The sequence below is a fragment of the Allobosea sp. Leaf344 genome (assembly GCF_001426225.1).
Taxonomy (GTDB): Bacteria; Pseudomonadota; Alphaproteobacteria; order Rhizobiales; family Beijerinckiaceae; genus Allobosea.
This window is the reverse complement of record NZ_LMRT01000001.1, coordinates 372,214-386,930: the sequence shown is the minus strand read 5'-3', so window position 1 is coordinate 386,930 and position 14,717 is coordinate 372,214. Positions and strand designations below refer to the sequence as shown.

The 14,717-nt window shown below is 69.5% G+C and carries 12 protein-coding genes; 7 read left to right on the top strand and 5 right to left on the bottom strand.

Annotated features, from left to right (window positions below; translation table 11 throughout):
• Position 1 precedes the first annotated feature (1 nt).
• Entirely contained in the window at positions 2 to 706 is a 705-nt protein-coding gene (locus ASG72_RS01765; RefSeq protein WP_056708100.1) for an SDR family NAD(P)-dependent oxidoreductase, read from the top strand.
• Positions 707 to 725: 19 nt separating this feature from the next.
• Here the strand turns inward: ASG72_RS01765 and ASG72_RS01760 are convergent, their stop codons facing one another.
• The 5 genes from ASG72_RS01760 to ASG72_RS01740 form a co-directional block, all read right to left on the bottom strand.
• Positions 726 to 1,244 (bottom strand): hypothetical protein, encoded by a 519-nt coding sequence (locus tag ASG72_RS01760; RefSeq protein WP_156395747.1) that lies wholly within the window; start codon positions 1,242 to 1,244, stop codon positions 726 to 728.
• Positions 1,245 to 1,368: 124 nt separating this feature from the next.
• Positions 1,369 to 3,039, bottom strand: coding sequence for a thiamine pyrophosphate-binding protein (locus ASG72_RS01755; protein ID WP_056708093.1), 1,671 nt, complete (start codon positions 3,037 to 3,039; stop codon positions 1,369 to 1,371).
• Between the two features lie 70 nt (positions 3,040 to 3,109).
• On the bottom strand, positions 3,110 to 4,303 hold the full coding sequence (locus tag ASG72_RS01750) for a CaiB/BaiF CoA-transferase family protein (RefSeq protein WP_056708087.1): 1,194 nt from the start codon (positions 4,301 to 4,303) through the stop codon (positions 3,110 to 3,112).
• Positions 4,304 to 4,358: 55 nt separating this feature from the next.
• Positions 4,359 to 5,576 (bottom strand): acyl-CoA dehydrogenase, encoded by a 1,218-nt coding sequence (locus tag ASG72_RS01745; RefSeq protein ID WP_056708086.1) that lies wholly within the window; start codon positions 5,574 to 5,576, stop codon positions 4,359 to 4,361.
• A 138-nt stretch (positions 5,577 to 5,714) separates the two neighbouring features.
• Entirely contained in the window at positions 5,715 to 7,208 is a 1,494-nt protein-coding gene (locus ASG72_RS01740) for an aldehyde dehydrogenase family protein (protein WP_244488704.1), read from the bottom strand.
• Between the two features lie 279 nt (positions 7,209 to 7,487).
• Here ASG72_RS01740 and gcvA point away from each other — a divergent pair, with 279 nt between their 5' ends.
• The 6 genes from gcvA (at position 7,488) to ASG72_RS01705 (ending at position 14,706) form a co-directional block, all read left to right on the top strand.
• Complete coding sequence (gene gcvA / locus ASG72_RS01730) at positions 7,488 to 8,405, top strand: transcriptional regulator GcvA (RefSeq protein ID WP_056708077.1); 918 nt, start codon at positions 7,488 to 7,490, stop codon at positions 8,403 to 8,405.
• A 92-nt stretch (positions 8,406 to 8,497) separates the two neighbouring features.
• Positions 8,498 to 9,718 carry an FAD-binding oxidoreductase gene (locus ASG72_RS01725; protein WP_056709877.1) on the top strand — a complete coding sequence of 407 codons (1,221 nt, stop codon included), beginning with the start codon at positions 8,498 to 8,500 and terminating at the stop codon, positions 9,716 to 9,718.
• A 9-nt stretch (positions 9,719 to 9,727) separates the two neighbouring features.
• A complete protein-coding gene (locus ASG72_RS01720; RefSeq protein ID WP_056708073.1) occupies positions 9,728 to 10,234 on the top strand; it encodes a DinB family protein in 507 nt (168 codons plus the stop codon).
• Between the two features lie 109 nt (positions 10,235 to 10,343).
• Positions 10,344 to 12,002: a thiamine pyrophosphate-binding protein gene (locus ASG72_RS01715; protein WP_082539998.1), complete on the top strand. Its 1,659-nt coding sequence runs from the start codon at positions 10,344 to 10,346 to the stop codon at positions 12,000 to 12,002.
• A gap of 2 nt (positions 12,003 to 12,004) precedes the next feature.
• Positions 12,005 to 13,246 (top strand): OpgC domain-containing protein, encoded by a 1,242-nt coding sequence (locus ASG72_RS01710; RefSeq protein WP_056708072.1) that lies wholly within the window; start codon positions 12,005 to 12,007, stop codon positions 13,244 to 13,246.
• Positions 13,247 to 13,314: 68 nt separating this feature from the next.
• The gene (locus ASG72_RS01705; protein ID WP_056708071.1) at positions 13,315 to 14,706 is read left to right on the top strand and encodes a tetratricopeptide repeat protein; all 1,392 of its coding nucleotides are present in this window, start codon (positions 13,315 to 13,317) and stop codon (positions 14,704 to 14,706) included.
• Positions 14,707 to 14,717: the final 11 nt, after the last annotated feature.

Below are 14,717 nucleotides of genomic sequence, written 5' to 3'. Positions count from 1 at the left end.
CATGGAGCGCGCCAAGGTCGCGGTCGTCACCGGCGGGGCCAAGGGCATCGGCCGCGCCGTCGCCGAAAGGCTGGAGCAGGACGGGCTGATCCCGGTGGTCTGGGATCTGGAGCCTGGCGGACGCCACGCCTTTGTCGCCTGCGACGTCGCCGACGAGGCGTCCGTCGCCGCAGCGACCGCGCTGACGCTGGAGCGCCACGGGCCGATCGCTGTGCTGGTCAACAATGCCGGGCTGACCGGGCCGTCGACCACCGTCTCGGAGACGCCGCTATCGCAATGGCAGCGTGTCCAGGCGGTCAACCTCACCGGCACCTTCCTCTGCTCCAAGGCGGTGGCGGCGGGAATGGTCGAGAGCGGCTATGGCCGGATCGTCAACATCGCATCGCTCGCCGGCAAGGAAGGCACGCCGACTCTCGCCGCCTATAGCGCGGCCAAGGCGGGTGTGATCGCTTTCACGAAATCGCAGGGCAAGGAACTGGCCGGCACCGGCGTGCTCGTCAACGCCGTGGCACCGGCCGCCATCGAGACCGATCTGCTGCGGCAGATGAGCCGCGAGACCGTGGCGACCATGATCGCCAAGAGCCCGCTCGGCCGTCTCGGCCGGGTCGAGGAGCTGGCCGAGCTGGTCGCCTGGCTGTCGAGCCCCGCCTGCAGCTTCTCCACCGGCGCGGTCTTCGATCTCTCGGGCGGACGCGCGACCTATTGAAGCCGACCGCGGGTCGGGCTCAGGGCGCCTTGGCGGTGGCCTGCTGCACCCCGACCGGGCTGCCGCTCTCGTCGAAATAGGAGCGCCCGCTCGCCGCGGCCGCGAGAAGCTGCTGTTGCCATGCCTTGCCGCCAGCCTTGCCGCCGGCCTTGCCGCCAAGCGACGCGAAATCGCTCCGGCGCAGGGAATCGCTGTCGCGGCCGTTATAGACCAGCACGCCCTGGCGGGTGACGACGATGTCGCCGCGCCGCAAGGTCGGGTCGGCCAGGAACCAGTTCGGATCCGTTGCCGGGTCGAGCTTCACCGCCGGGGGCGCAGGCTTCGACGAGACCTGGGGATAGCTGGCGGTCTGCTTCGGCGCCTTGCGCCGCGGCTTCACCGTCATTTCGAGGGGCTCGTAGACCGGCGCCGCGTGACGCGGGGCGCCGAAGAAGGCCGAGGCGAAATCATCGAAGATGTTGCGGGCGCCCGCCTCCTGCGCGCTCCCCACCAGCATCACGGCCGCCAGGCCTCCGACAAATGCACCAAACCGTTTCATAGCCGCCATTCTCCTTCGACGGCTGTGTAACTGCTTGCGGGGCAGAAGGTTCACATGCGCCGCGCCAAAAGCGGAGCTGTCCACAAGCGCCCGCCCGTAAGGTTAAGGCGAGCTGGCGACCGGCTCAACGGCCGGCCGCGATCGCCTCCTCGCGGATGGTGGTGAGCGTCTTGGCGGGGGTGATCACCTCCGGATCGAGCAGGCAGTGCAGGATCGCGGGCTTGCCCGAGGCGACGGCGTGTTCGAAGGCCGGGCCGAACTCGGCCGTCGTCTCGACGCGCTCGCCATGCCCGCCGAAGGCCCGGGCATAGGCCGCGAAGTCCGGGTTCTTCAGCGTCGTCGCCGACACCCGCCCGGGATATTCCCGCTCCTGATGCATCCGGATCGTGCCGTACATGCCGTTGTCGATGATCACGATCACCACCGCCAGCTCGTATTGGACGGCCGTCGCGAAATCCTGCCCGTTCATCAGGAAGCAGCCATCCCCGGCGAAGGCGACGACCGTGCGCTCCGGAAACATCCGCTTCGCGCCGATCGCGGCCGGCACGCCATAGCCCATCGAACCCGAGGTCGGAGCCAGCTGCGTCGCGAAACGCGTGAAGCGGTGGAAGCGGTGGACCCAGGTCGCGTAATTGCCGGCGCCGTTGCAGAGGATGGCATCGGCCGGCAGATGGCGGCGCAGCCAAGTCACCGCCTCGCCCGGGTGGAACGGCCCCTGGACCGGCGCCGGCTGCTCGGTCCAGCCGAGGAAGGCCTCATGCGCCTGCGCGCCCGCACCGGCCCAGGGAATCTCCTGCGGCGGATGCACGGTCTCCAGCGCGGCGCAGAAGGCCGTCGGCGAGGCATTGATGGCGAGGGAGGGCCGATAGACTCGTCCGAGCTCCTCCGGATCGGGATGGACATGCACCAGCGGGCGGCCCGGCTCCGGAATCCCGAACAGCGTGTAGGACTGGCTCGGCATTTCGGACAGGCGCCCGCCGACCATCAGGACGAGGTCGCTCTCCTTGATGCGCTGGAGCAGCTTGGGATTGGGGCCGATGCCGAGATCGCCGGCGAAATTCGGATGATCGGCGGGGAACAGCATCTGCCGGCGGAACGACACCGCCACCGGCAGGTCGAAGCGCTCGGAAAACCGCATGAAGCGCTCGATCGCCTGCGGATTCCAGCGCGAGCCGCCGAGAATCGCGACCGGCGACTTGGCCGCCCAGAGCCGCTTCTGCAGATCGATCGTCTGGAGCAAAGAGGGGTGGGTCTCGGTGACCTGGTAGGGCTGCGCATCCGGCACATCGGCGAGATCGGTCAGCACATCCTCCGGCAGCGCGATCACCACCGGGCCGGGCCGGCCGGCGGTGGCGACGTGAAAGGCGCGGCTGATGATTTCGGGGATCCGCGCCGCGTCGTCGATCTCGGTCGTCCACTTCGTCATGGAGCCGAAGACGGCGCGGTAATCCAGCTCCTGAAACGCCTCGCGCTCGCGCATGCCGCGCTCGATCTGCCCGACGAACAGGATCAGCGGGGTCGAATCCTGATCGGCGATATGGATGCCGGGGGAGGCATTGGTGGCGCCCGGCCCGCGCGTGACGAAGCAGATGCCGGGCTTGCCGGTCAGCTTGCCGGCGGCCTCGGCCATCATGCAGGCACCGCCCTCGGCGCGGCAGATCGTGACCTTGAGCTCGGCGTCGTGCAGCGCGTCCAGCACGGCGAGATAGCTCTCGCCCGGGACGCAGAAGGCGTCGCCGACGCCGTGGAGGATCAGTTGGTCGACGAGGATCTGCCCGCCGGTGCGTGACGCCATCTCTCACTTCCTCTCGCATACCTCGTCCCGCGAGGCCGCGATGCGGCCGCGGATGGCGGGGCTTTATTTGCTATTGCGCCTCGGGGCCTCCGCCCCAGGCCGGATCGGCCAGAATCTCCGGCCCATGCTCGCCCAGTCGGGGGCTGGGCCGGCTGGAGACCTGGCGCACCCCGTCCATCACGATCGGGGAGGCGACGGTCGGGATCGAGCCGCCGCTGGCCTCGGCGCTGGCGAGATCGACCCGCACGCCGCGGGCGACGACCTGCGGATCGGCAAAAACCTCGTCCACGGCATTGATCGGCCCGGCCGGAACCCCGACCCGCTCCAGCGCCGCGAGCAGCTCATGCTTGGCGTGGCGCCGGGTGAGGCCGTGCAGATGCGCAGTCAGCGCGACGCGGTTGGCGACGCGCGAGCGATTGTCGCGATAGGCCTCCCGGTCGGCCAGGCCCGCCTCGCCCAGAACCTCGCAGAGCTTGCGCCACTGCCCGTCATTGCCGGTCGCGATGATGATGTGGCCATCGGCCACCGGGAAGACGTCATAGGGCACGATATTGGGATGGGCGTTGCCGAGCCGGGCCGGCGGCGCGCCCGAAACGAGGTAGTTCATCGCCTGGTTGCCCAGCACCGCGACCTGGCTGTCGAGCAGGGCCATGTCGAGCGTCGCGCCTTCGCCGGTCGCATCGCGCCGGCGCAGCGCCGAGAGGATGCCGACGGAGGCGTAGAGCCCGGTATAGATGTCGGCGACGGCATAGCCCGCCTTCATCGGCGCGCCGTCCGGCTCGCCGGTCACAGACATCGGTCCGCCCATGCCCTGCACCAGGAAATCATAGCCGGCGCGGGGGGCGTAGGGCCCCGTCTGGCCGAAGCCTGTGACAGAGCAATAGATCAGGCGGGGATAGGCGGCGCGGAGCGAAGCGGCGTCCAGCCCGTATTTCTGCAGCCCGCCGACCTTGAAATTCTCCACCACGACATCGGCATGCGCCGCCAGCCGGCGCACCAGGCGCTGCCCCTCCTCGGTGCGGAAATCGGCGGTGATCGAGCGTTTGCCGCGGTTGGCGGAATGGAAATAGGCGGCGGAGAGATGCTCGCCATCCGCGCCTTCGACGAAGGGCGGGCCCCATTTGCGGGTGTCGTCGCCCTCGGGCGCCTCGACCTTGACGACGTCGGCGCCGAGATCGGCCAGCAACTGGCCGATCCAGGGCCCGGCGAGAATGCGCGCGAGTTCGAGCACACGCAGGCCGGCGAGGGGAGGGGATTGCGACATGATGAGGAGCCCCGGGCCCCGCCATCCCCCGTTGCCGCGGGATGGCGGGAGCGTATCAGAAGAAGGCCTGCAGCCCGGTCACAGCCCGGCCCAGGATCAGGGCATGGACGTCATGCGTGCCTTCGTAAGTGTTCACCGTCTCGAGATTCGCGGCGTGGCGCATCACCTGATATTCGATCGAGATGCCGTTGCCGCCGTGCATGTCGCGGGCCTGGCGGGCGATATCCAGCGCCTTGCCGCAATTGTTGCGCTTGACCAGGCTGATCATCTCCGGCGCCATCTTGCCTTCGTCCATCAACCGGCCGACCCGCAGCGAGCCCTGCAGGCCGAGCGTGATCTCGGTCAGCATATCCGCCAGCTTCTTCTGGTAGAGCTGGGTCTGGGCGAGCGGCTTGTTGAACTGCTTGCGGTCGAGCCCGTATTGCCGGGCCCGGTGGAAGCAATCCTCGGCGGCGCCCATCACGCCCCAGGAGATGCCGTAGCGGGCGCGGTTGAGGCAGCCGAACGGGCCCTTCAACCCGGAGACGTTCGGCAGCAGATTCTCTTCCGGCACGATCACGCCATCCATCACGATCTCGCCGGTGATCGAGGCGCGCAGGCTGAGCTTGCCGCCGATCTTCGGCGCGGAGAGCCCCTTCATCCCCTTCTCCAGGATGAAGCCGCGGATCTGGTTGTCATGCGCCGCCGATTTGGCCCAGACCACGAAGACATCCGCGATCGGCGAGTTCGAGATCCACATCTTCGAGCCGGTGAGCCGGTAGCCGTCGGCAACCTTCTCGGCGCGGGTCTTCATGCCGGCCGGGTCGGAGCCGGCATCGGGCTCGGTCAGGCCGAAGCAGCCGACCCATTCGCCGGAGCCGAGCTTGGGCAGGTATTTCTTGCGCTGGCTTTCGTCGCCATAGGCGTAGATCGGGAACATCACCAGCGAGGACTGCACCGACATCATCGAGCGATAGCCGGAATCGACACGCTCGACCTCGCGCGCGACGAGCCCGTAGGAGACGTAATTGGCGCCGGCGCAGCCATATTCCTCCGGCACGGTGACGCCGAGCAGGCCGAGCTCGCCCATTTCGTTGAAGATGACGCGGTCGGTCTTCTCGTCGAGATAGGCCTCCGAGACGCGCGGCTGCAGCTTCTCCTGCGCATAGGCGCGGGCCGTGTCGCGGATCAGGCGTTCATCCTCGCTCAGCTGCTCGTCGAGCAAGAACGCGTCGTCCCAGGTGAAAGCGGCGAGCTTGTGCTGGGCGCTGTGGCTGCGGGCGGCTTCGGCCATTGTCGTCTCCCTTATGTCACGGACTCCGTCATTGCGAGGCGCGTAGCGACGAAGCAACCCAGGGGGTCGTGGAGCGCTGCCGCTCCTGGGTCGCTTCGCTCACGCTCGCCATGACGGCATGGTTCTTCAACTCGGCCTTCACGCATCGACGTCGAAACTGACGCCCTGCGCCAGCGGCAGGGTGGTGCCGTAATTCAGCGTATTGGTGGCACGACGCATATAGGCTTTCCAGGCGTCCGAACCAGCCTCGCGGCCGCCGCCGGTTTCCTTCTCGCCGCCGAACGCCCCGCCGATCTCGGCGCCGGACGGGCCGATATTGACGTTGGCGATGCCGCAATCCGAGCCTTCCGCCGAGATGAAGCTCTCCGCCTCGCGCATGTCGAGCGTGAAGATCGAGGAGGACAGCCCCGCGCCGACATCGTTCTGCAGCGCGATCGCCTCCGCGAGCGTGCGGTACTTCATGACATAGAGGATCGGGGCGAAGGTCTCGCGCGTCACCGGCCCGGTCTGCGACGGCATTTCGACGAGCGCCGGGCGGACATAGAAGCCGCCGCTGCCGACCGTGACCTGCTCTCCGCCATGCACCGTGCCGCCGGCCGCCCTGGCTTCCGCCAGCGCCGCCTGCATGCCCTTGAAAGCCGCCTCGTCGACCAGCGGGCCGACCAGGACGCCGGCCTCGCGCGGATCGCCGATGCGCACCGAGCCATAGACCTTGATCAGCTTGGGGATCAGCGCGTCATAGACGCTCTCATGCACGATCAGCCGGCGCAGCGTGGTGCAGCGCTGACCGGCCGTGCCCATCGCGGCGAAGGCGATGCCGCGCAGCGCGATGTCGAGATCGGCGGAGGGTGCGACGATGGCGGCGTTGTTGCCGCCGAGCTCGAGGATCGCGCGGGCAAAGCGGGCGGCGAGCTTCTGGCCGACCTCCTTGCCCATCCGCGTCGAGCCCGTGGCCGAGACCACCGGCACGCGATGGTCGCCGACCAGCACGTCGCCGATCTCGCGCCCGCCGATCAGCACCTCGGACAGCCCGGCCGGAGCCTCCGGCCCGAAGCGCTTCATCGTCTTCTCGACGATCGCCTGCACGGCCAGCGCCGTGAGGGGGGTCTTCTCGGAGGGTTTCCAGACGACGCTGTCGCCGCAGACGAAGGCGAGCGCCGCATTCCACGACCAGACCGCGACCGGGAAATTAAAGGCCGAGATCACGCCGCAGACGCCGATCGGATGCCAGGTCTCCATCATCCGGTGGTGCGGCCGCTCGGTCGCGATGGTCAGCCCGTAGAGCTGGCGCGACAGCCCGACGGCAAAATCGCAGATGTCGATCATCTCCTGGACTTCGCCCAGCCCCTCGGAGGTGACCTTGCCCGCTTCGAGCGTGACCAGCAGGCCGAGATCATCCTTGGCGGCGCGCAGCTCCTCGCCGAGCAGGCGCACGAATTCGCCGCGGCGCGGGGCCGGCACCTTGCGCCAGGCGAGGAAGGCCGCCTGGGCCCGGCCGATCGCCGCCTTGGCCTCCTCGACGCCGGTCTCGCGCAGCGTCGCCACGGTCTCGCCGGTGATCGGCGAGCGGGCGGCGAGACCGCCGGCGGCGAAGGCCGCTTCGGTGACGCCGAGGCGCTCGAGGAGGGTCAGGGCGTCCTGAGGCAAGGGAGAAGTCATGCGTAAGCCTGTCATTCGATGTCGGAGAGCCGCCAGGCCGGGGACCGTCGCCGCGCCGGCTCCGTCTCCCACAGCATTCCGGCGGCGAGGCTGCCCGGCACGCTATGGGGCGAAACCCGCTGGCCCGCTTCCCGGCTGGAGGCTCGGACGGCGCGGGGCCTGTCCAATCCGCCGATCATGCCCCCTTCCATCGCCTCCGGGCAACCGATATGTTCTCACCAGTTGATGAGTTTTGCTCATGGATGGTGAGGCTTGGAGTTCGAACTCGCCCCGGGACGGCTGTCGATCCCCTCGCTCTCGGCGCTCGCCGCCTTCGAGGCCGCGGCGCGCCATGGCAGTTTCACCAGGGCGGCGGAAGAGCTCAACCTGACGCAAGGCGCGGTCAGCCGGCAGGTGGCGCATCTCGAACTGGTGCTCGGCGTCGCACTGTTCCAGCGCGTGCGCAAGCGCGTCAGCCTCACCCCGGCCGGGGCGGCCTACGCCACCGAAATCCGCGAGGGCCTGTCGCGTCTGGCCGCCGCCACCGTCTCGGCCATGGCGTTTCGCGGGGCCACCGGCGTGCTCCACCTCGCCATCCTGCCGACTTTCGGCACGAGATGGCTGATCCCGCGCCTGCCGCGTTTCACCGAGCGCCATCCCGGCATCACCATCAATTTCACGACCAGGCTGGTGCCCTTCGATTTCTCGCGCGAGCAGGTCGACGCCGCGATCCATTTCGGCGACCCGGTCTGGCCGGGTGCCAGGCTGCACCGGCTGATGGGCGAGGAGGTCGTGCCGGTGGCGGCGCCGGCGCTGATCGCGCGCATCGGCCTCGCCAGCCCGGCCGACATGCTGCGCGCCCCGCTGCTGCAGCAATCCACGAGGCCGCGCGCCTGGGCCAACTGGCTGGAGCAGCAGGGTCTGCCGCCGGAGCGGGCGCTGATGGGGCCGCGTTTCGAGCAGTTCGCCATGGTGTCCCAGGCCGCCGTGGCGGGGCTCGGCCTCGCCATCGTGCCGCGCTTCCTGGTCGAGGAGGAACTGCGCGCGGGCTCCCTGGTCATCCCTTTCGACCGCCCGGTCGCCGGCTCCGGCGGCTATTACCTCGTCTATCCCGAGGCGCGGGCGGAATGGCCGGCCGTGATCGCGTTCCGGGACTGGCTGCTGGAGGAATGCGCCGGTCCCACCGGCTGAAGCCGCCTCTCGACAAGCCGGGTCCGGCGCGGCATTCATGCGCTGCATTCATCAACGGCGCCGCTCAACGCGTCGCCCCGGATCCGGCCGCCATGACCTCTCCTTCCGAAACCGCCGATGTGGTGATCTGCGGCGGGGCCGCCATCGGCTCCGCCATCGCCTACAATCTGGCAGCCGATCCCGGCTTCCGGGGCCGCGTCATCGTCATCGAGAAGGATCCGACCTATCGCCTCTCGGCCTCGGCCCTGTCGGCGGCCTCGATCCGCCAGCAATTCTCCTCGGCGGTGAATATCAGGATCTCGCTGTTCGGCATCGCCTTCCTGCGCGATATCGGCAGCCATCTCGGTGTGGAGGGAGAGGCGCCGAAGATCGATCTGCACGAGGGCGGCTATCTCTATCTCGCCGGGCCGGAGGGCGCGCCGATCCTCGCCGCCAACCAGCGGCTGCAGAGGGCGGAAGGCGCCGATATCGCGCTTTATGCTGCAGACATGCTGCGCAGCAAATTCAGCTGGCTAAATACTTCCGACCTCGCCTGCGGCAGCTTCGGCGTGAGCGGCGAAGGCTGGTTCGACGGCTGGGCGTTGTTGCAAGCCTTTCGCAAGAAGGCCCGGTCGCTCGGCGTCGAGTTCCGCCAGGGCGAGGTGGCGCGCTATCGGACAGAGCGAGGGCGGCTGACCGGCGTCGAGCTCACGGATGGCAGCCGCATCGCCTGCGGCGCGGCCGTCAACGCCTCGGGCTCGCATGGCGCCAGGCTCGCCGCCACGGCCGGCATTTCGATCCCGGTGCGCTCCAAGACGCGCTACGTCTTCACCTTCACCTGCAAGGAGGATGTCGCGGATTGCCCGCTGCTGATCGACACGACGGGGGTGTATTGCCGGCCCGAAGGCAAGCGCGGCGCGGAGGGGCAGATGTTCATCTGCGGTGCCTCGCCGCCGGCGGATCGCGACCGCGACTGGATCGAGAGCGACCCCGGTGTCGAGGATGTCGACTGGTCCTTCTTCGAGGAGACCGTCTGGCCGGCGCTGGCGCATCGGATCCCGGCCTTCGAGCAGATCCGCCCCGGCCGCGCCTGGGCCGGCCCCTACGACATGAACGCGCTCGACGCCAACGCCATCCTCGGCCCCGCGGTGGGGCTGCCCAATCTCTACCTCGCCAACGGCTTTTCGGGCCATGGGCTGCAGCAATCCCCGGCGGTCGGCCGCGGCATCGCCGAGCACATCATCCATGGCCGCTACACCACGCTCGATCTCTCGGATCTGGGCCATGAGCGCATCGTGGCGGGGCGCCCGCTGCTGGAAGCCAACATCATCTGAGGGCGACACATGATCGAGCCCGCCTACGCCGTCAGCATGGCGCGCTACAACGCCTGGCAGAACGAGAGCCTCTACGGCGCCGCCTCGACCCTCGACGATGCCGCCCGCAGGCTGGATCGCGGCGCCTTCTTCCGCTCGATCCACGGCACCCTCTGCCATCTCCTCTGGGCCGACCAGATGTGGCTGCACCGCTTCGCCGGCACTCCGAGGCCGGCCGGGCGGCTGGCGGAATCCGCCGCTCTGGTGGCGGATTGGCGGGATCTGCGCGAACAGCGAAGCGCCTTCGACCGCGTCATCATCGACTGGGCCAGGGAGCTGTCGCCGGCATGGCTGGCGGGCGAGCTCAGCTGGTTCTCCGGCGCGACGCAGCGCGAAATGCGCAAGCCCGCCGCCCTGCTGGTGGCCCATCTCTTCAACCACCAGACGCATCACCGCGGGCAGGTCCATGCGATGCTGACCGCGGCCGGCGCCCGGCCCGAGGATACGGATCTGATGCTGATCGAGCCCGAGGCCTGAGGGCGCAGCCGGCCGTCACGCAGACGTGACGTGTCATTGATGGCGCGATGGTCGATGCCGGAGGACCCGGCGACGCTCTTCAACCCCGCGCCGCGGCTGGACAGCGCCCATGCCTGCTCCTTCGCAGAGTTCCGGTCCCGAGGCTTCGGAGGTCGCCGGCCGGCCGACGACCGGGGCCGAGCTGATCGCCCGCCGCCTCGCCGCGAGCGGCATCCGCCATGCCTTCGGCATTCCGGGCGGCGAGGTGCTGGCGCTGGTCGAGGCCTTCGCGGCGGCCGGGATCGCCCCGGTTCTGGTGAAGCACGAGAACGCCGCCGGCTTCATGGCCGAAGGCGCATGGCACGCCACCGGCGCCGCGGGCCTGTTCTATGCGACGCTCGGCCCGGGCGTCGCCAATGCCGTCAATGTCGTGGCCAATGCGCAGCAGGACCGGGTGCCGCTGATCTTCGTCACCGGCTGTGTCGATGCCGCCGAGGCCGAGAGCTACACCCATCAGGTCTTCGATCATCAGGCCCTGCTGCGGCCGATCGTCAAGGCGAGTTTCCGGGCCACCGCCGAGACGGCGGAGGCGGTGGTCGACAAGGCGCTCGCGATCGCCCTGTCCGGCCGTCCGGGCCCCGTGCATATCGATGTCCCGATCGGCGTGGCGGAGGGGCCGGCCCCCTCCCGCGCGCGGCCCGGCCTTGTCTCGGCCCTGCCCGCCGGCCCTGCGCCCAGCCCGGGGCTCGAGGCGGCGAGGCTGGCGCTCGCCAAAGCGCGGCGGCCGCTGATCCTCGCCGGGCTCGACATCGTCAACCAGGATGCGGGGCAGGCGCTGGCCGATTTCGCCAAGGCTCGCGGCATTCCGGTCATCACCAGCTACAAGGCCAAGGGCTGCCTGCCGGAGAGCGATCCGCTCGCGCTCGGCGGCGCCGGGCTTTCGCCCAAGGCGGACAGGCTGCTCCTGCCCTTGCTGCGCCAGGCCGATGTGGTGCTGCTGGCCGGCTACGACCCGATCGAGATGCGGATCAACTGGCGCGAGCCCTTCGCCGACGAGACGGTGGTGATCGACCTCGTCGCCGAGGAGATGCAGCACGGCATGCATCGCCGCGACCATCTGATCGTCGCCGGCATGGCGGCCGGGCTGGCGGCGCTGGCCGGCCCTCGCGAAAGCGCTCCCTGGCCGGGCGGCGAGCCCGCGGCGACGCGGGCGGCGCTGGACGCGGCCTTCGCCTCCGGCGGCGCCTGGGGGCCCGATCGCGTCTTCGAGACGGTGCGCGCCGCTTCTGCGCCCGAGACGATCATCACCATCGATTCCGGCGCCCATCGCATCCTGCTCTCGCAGATCTGGAAGACCGATCGCCCGCGCGCGGTGCTGCAATCCACCGGCCTGTGCACCATGGGCTGCGCCGTGCCGCTCGCGCTCGGCTACAAGCTCGCCCGCCCCGATGCGCCGGTGATCGCGTTCGTCGGCGATGCCGGGCTGGAGATGGGTCTCGGCGAATTGGCGACCGCGCGGGAACATGGGCTGCCGGTGGTGATTGTGGTGCTCGTGGACCAGAGCCTGGCGCTGATCGAGATGAAGCAACGCGCCAGCCAGCGCCCCAATGCCGCCGTGGATTTCTCCGCCACCGATTTCCCGGCCGTCGCACAGGCGATGGGCGGGGATGGGCGCTGGATCGACGACGCCGACGGCCTGCAGCGCGAAATCGCGGCGGCGCTGCGGCGGGACCGCTTCACCGTGCTCGCCTGCCGCATCGGCCGGCGCGCCTATGACGGGAAGATCTAGCCATGAGCGACGATCCCGCTGCCGTCGCCGCGCCCCAGGCCCTGCCCCGCAAGCGCGAGCGCGACGTCAGGCTGGATTTCTTCCGGGGGCTGACGATGTTCATCATCTTCATCGCCCATGCCGATGTGAACCCGTGGAACAGCTGGATCCCAGCTCGTTTCGGATTCTCCTCCGGCACCGAGCTCTTCGTCTTCTGCTCCGGCCTGGCCAGCGCCATCGCCTTCGGCTCCGTCTTCGTCAAGCGTGGCTTCGGCCTCGGCGCGGCGCGCATCCTGCTGCGGCTCTGGCAGGTCTATTGGGCGCAGATCGGCGTGGTCCTGGTGGTGATCGGCGTGATGTTCGCAGCCGAGAGCTGGTTCCCGGGCCGGGGGCTCAACACCGATCCGCTGCCCGATCTGCTGCGCGACCCGGCGACGGCGATCGGCGCCCTGCTGACCCTGCGCTGGCTGCCCGGCTATCTCGACATCCTGCCGATGTATCTCGTCATCCTCGCCCTGATCCCGGTGATGATGGCGGCGGCGCTGCTGCACCGGCTGCTGCCCGTGGCGCTGTCTCTGGGGCTCTACGCGCTGGCCTGGGGCCCGGGGCTGACGCTCACCGGCAATCCCTGGACGGGCCTCGGCTGGTTCTTCAACCCCTTCGCCTGGCAGCTGATCTTCTTCACCGGCTTCGGCTTCGGCATGGGCTGGCTGAAGCCGCCGCCGCTCGGCGACCGCGCCTGGATGCTCGTCGCGGGCGCGATCCTGCTGGTCAGCCTGCCCTTGAGCTTTTGGGGCTTCCACCAGCTGGTGCCGGCCCTGGCCGAGGCCCGTTCGGCGATCCTGCCCGGCAATGAGAAGACCGATCTGCACTGGCTGCGCTATGTGCATTTCCTGGCGCTCGCCTATCTCGTCCTGTCGCTAGTCGAGCCGCATAAGGCGCGGCTGACGCGAGGGGCGGCGCTGGTCGTGGTCAAGGTCGGGCGGCAATCGTTGGCGACCTTCCTGGTCAGCCTCGTCGCCGCGCGGATCGCGTCGCTGGTCTTTCACCTCGCGGGAGACGGCCCGCTGATCGCCCTCGTCATCAATCTGGCCGGGCTCGCGCTGGTGGTGCTGACGGCCTATTGCGTCGCCTGGTTCAAATCGGCGCCCTGGAGTTCGCGGATAGAGAAACCGAAGCCGGTCCAGATTTCACAGTATCGTGACGAAGCATCCGAGCGGCCGGCGAAGGTCACGCAAGCGTTATTCCCTGCGCCGCGAACGTGAAAACCATCTGCCTGAGGCCGCTGTTACAGTCGGTTCGATCTCCTGAGGCCGCGAAAGGCAAAAGGAACATGATCGGCATCGACGCCTATGGTAATTCAACCAGCCTCGCCGGCGCAGCGGCCGAGCATTGGGACGCGACGGTCGAGGCCGTGCTCGCCCATGCGCGCAGCGCGCCGGACGAACTGGCGCAGACGCTCGCGGCGGATCCGCTCTTCGCTCAGGGCCATGCGACACGCGGGCTGATGCTGCTCACGCTGGCGCGGGCCGAACTCGTCGCCCAGGCCCGTGACTGCCTGGAGACGGCCGAGCTTTGCGCGGCGCAGCGCGCGCCCCTGCCGCGCGAGCGGCGCTATCTCGCCGCGCTCGCCGCCTGGCTCGCAGGCGAGCCGCTGCAGGCCGCCGCCCTGCTGGAACAGGCGCTGAGCGACGCGCCCCGCGACGTGCTGGCCTTCAAGCTGGCACAGGCGATCCGCTTCATCTGCGGGGATGCACAGGGCATGGCCCGCAGCGGCGCCCGCATCGTCGCGCGCTTCGGCGACGGCTCGACGGCTTCGGGCTATGTCCGCGGCTGCTACGCCTTCGCGCTGGAGGAAACCGGCCGCTATTCCGAGGCCGAGGCGATGGGGCGCGAGGCCGTCGAGCTGGCCCCGCGCGACGCCTGGGGCCGGCATGCGGTGGCGCATTGCTTCGAGATGACGGGCCGGGCCCGCGAGGGCGTATCCTGGCTCGGCAGCGCCGAGACCTGGCGCCATTGCAGCAATTTCAGCTTCCATCTGCATTGGCACATGGCGCTGTTCCAGCTCGAGCTCGGCGCCGTCGACGCGGTCCTCAGCCTCTATGACAGCGCGATCCGTGCCGTGCCGACCGATGATTTCCGCGATCTGGCCAATGCCGCCTCGCTGCTGCAGCGGCTCGAACTGGAAGGCGTCGCCGTCGGGGATCGCTGGGAGGAGCTGGCGCTGATCGCCGAGGCGAGGGTCGCGGATCGCCGCCTGGTCTTCGCCGATCTGCACTATATGCTCGCTCTGCTCGGCGCCGGCCGCGAGGCGCAGGCCGGCACGATCGCCGCGAATCTGCTCCGCGACGCCCGCCGCGGCGCCAGCCACGATGCCCGCGTCGCCGATGCCACGGGGGTCGCGACGGCACAGGGGGTGATGGCTTTCCACCGCGGCGATTTCGCCAGCGCGGCGCGCCTGCTGCGGGCCGGTGCGGGCGCGCGGCAACAGGCGGGCGGGTCCCATGCGCAGCGCGACGTTTTCGAGCTGATGGCGCTGGAGAGCCTGGTCCGCGCCGGCGACGCCGTGCAGGCCGAGCGGCTGCTGCGGGACAGGCTCTCCCGGCGCAACGGGCGCAACCGCTTCGCCAGCCAGCGTCTCCTCAGGATCGCGGCGGGCCGAGCGGCGAATGCCCGGCTCGGCGCCCTGCTCGTCGCCGGCTGCGAGCCGGCCACCCATCACTGACATCCGGATCC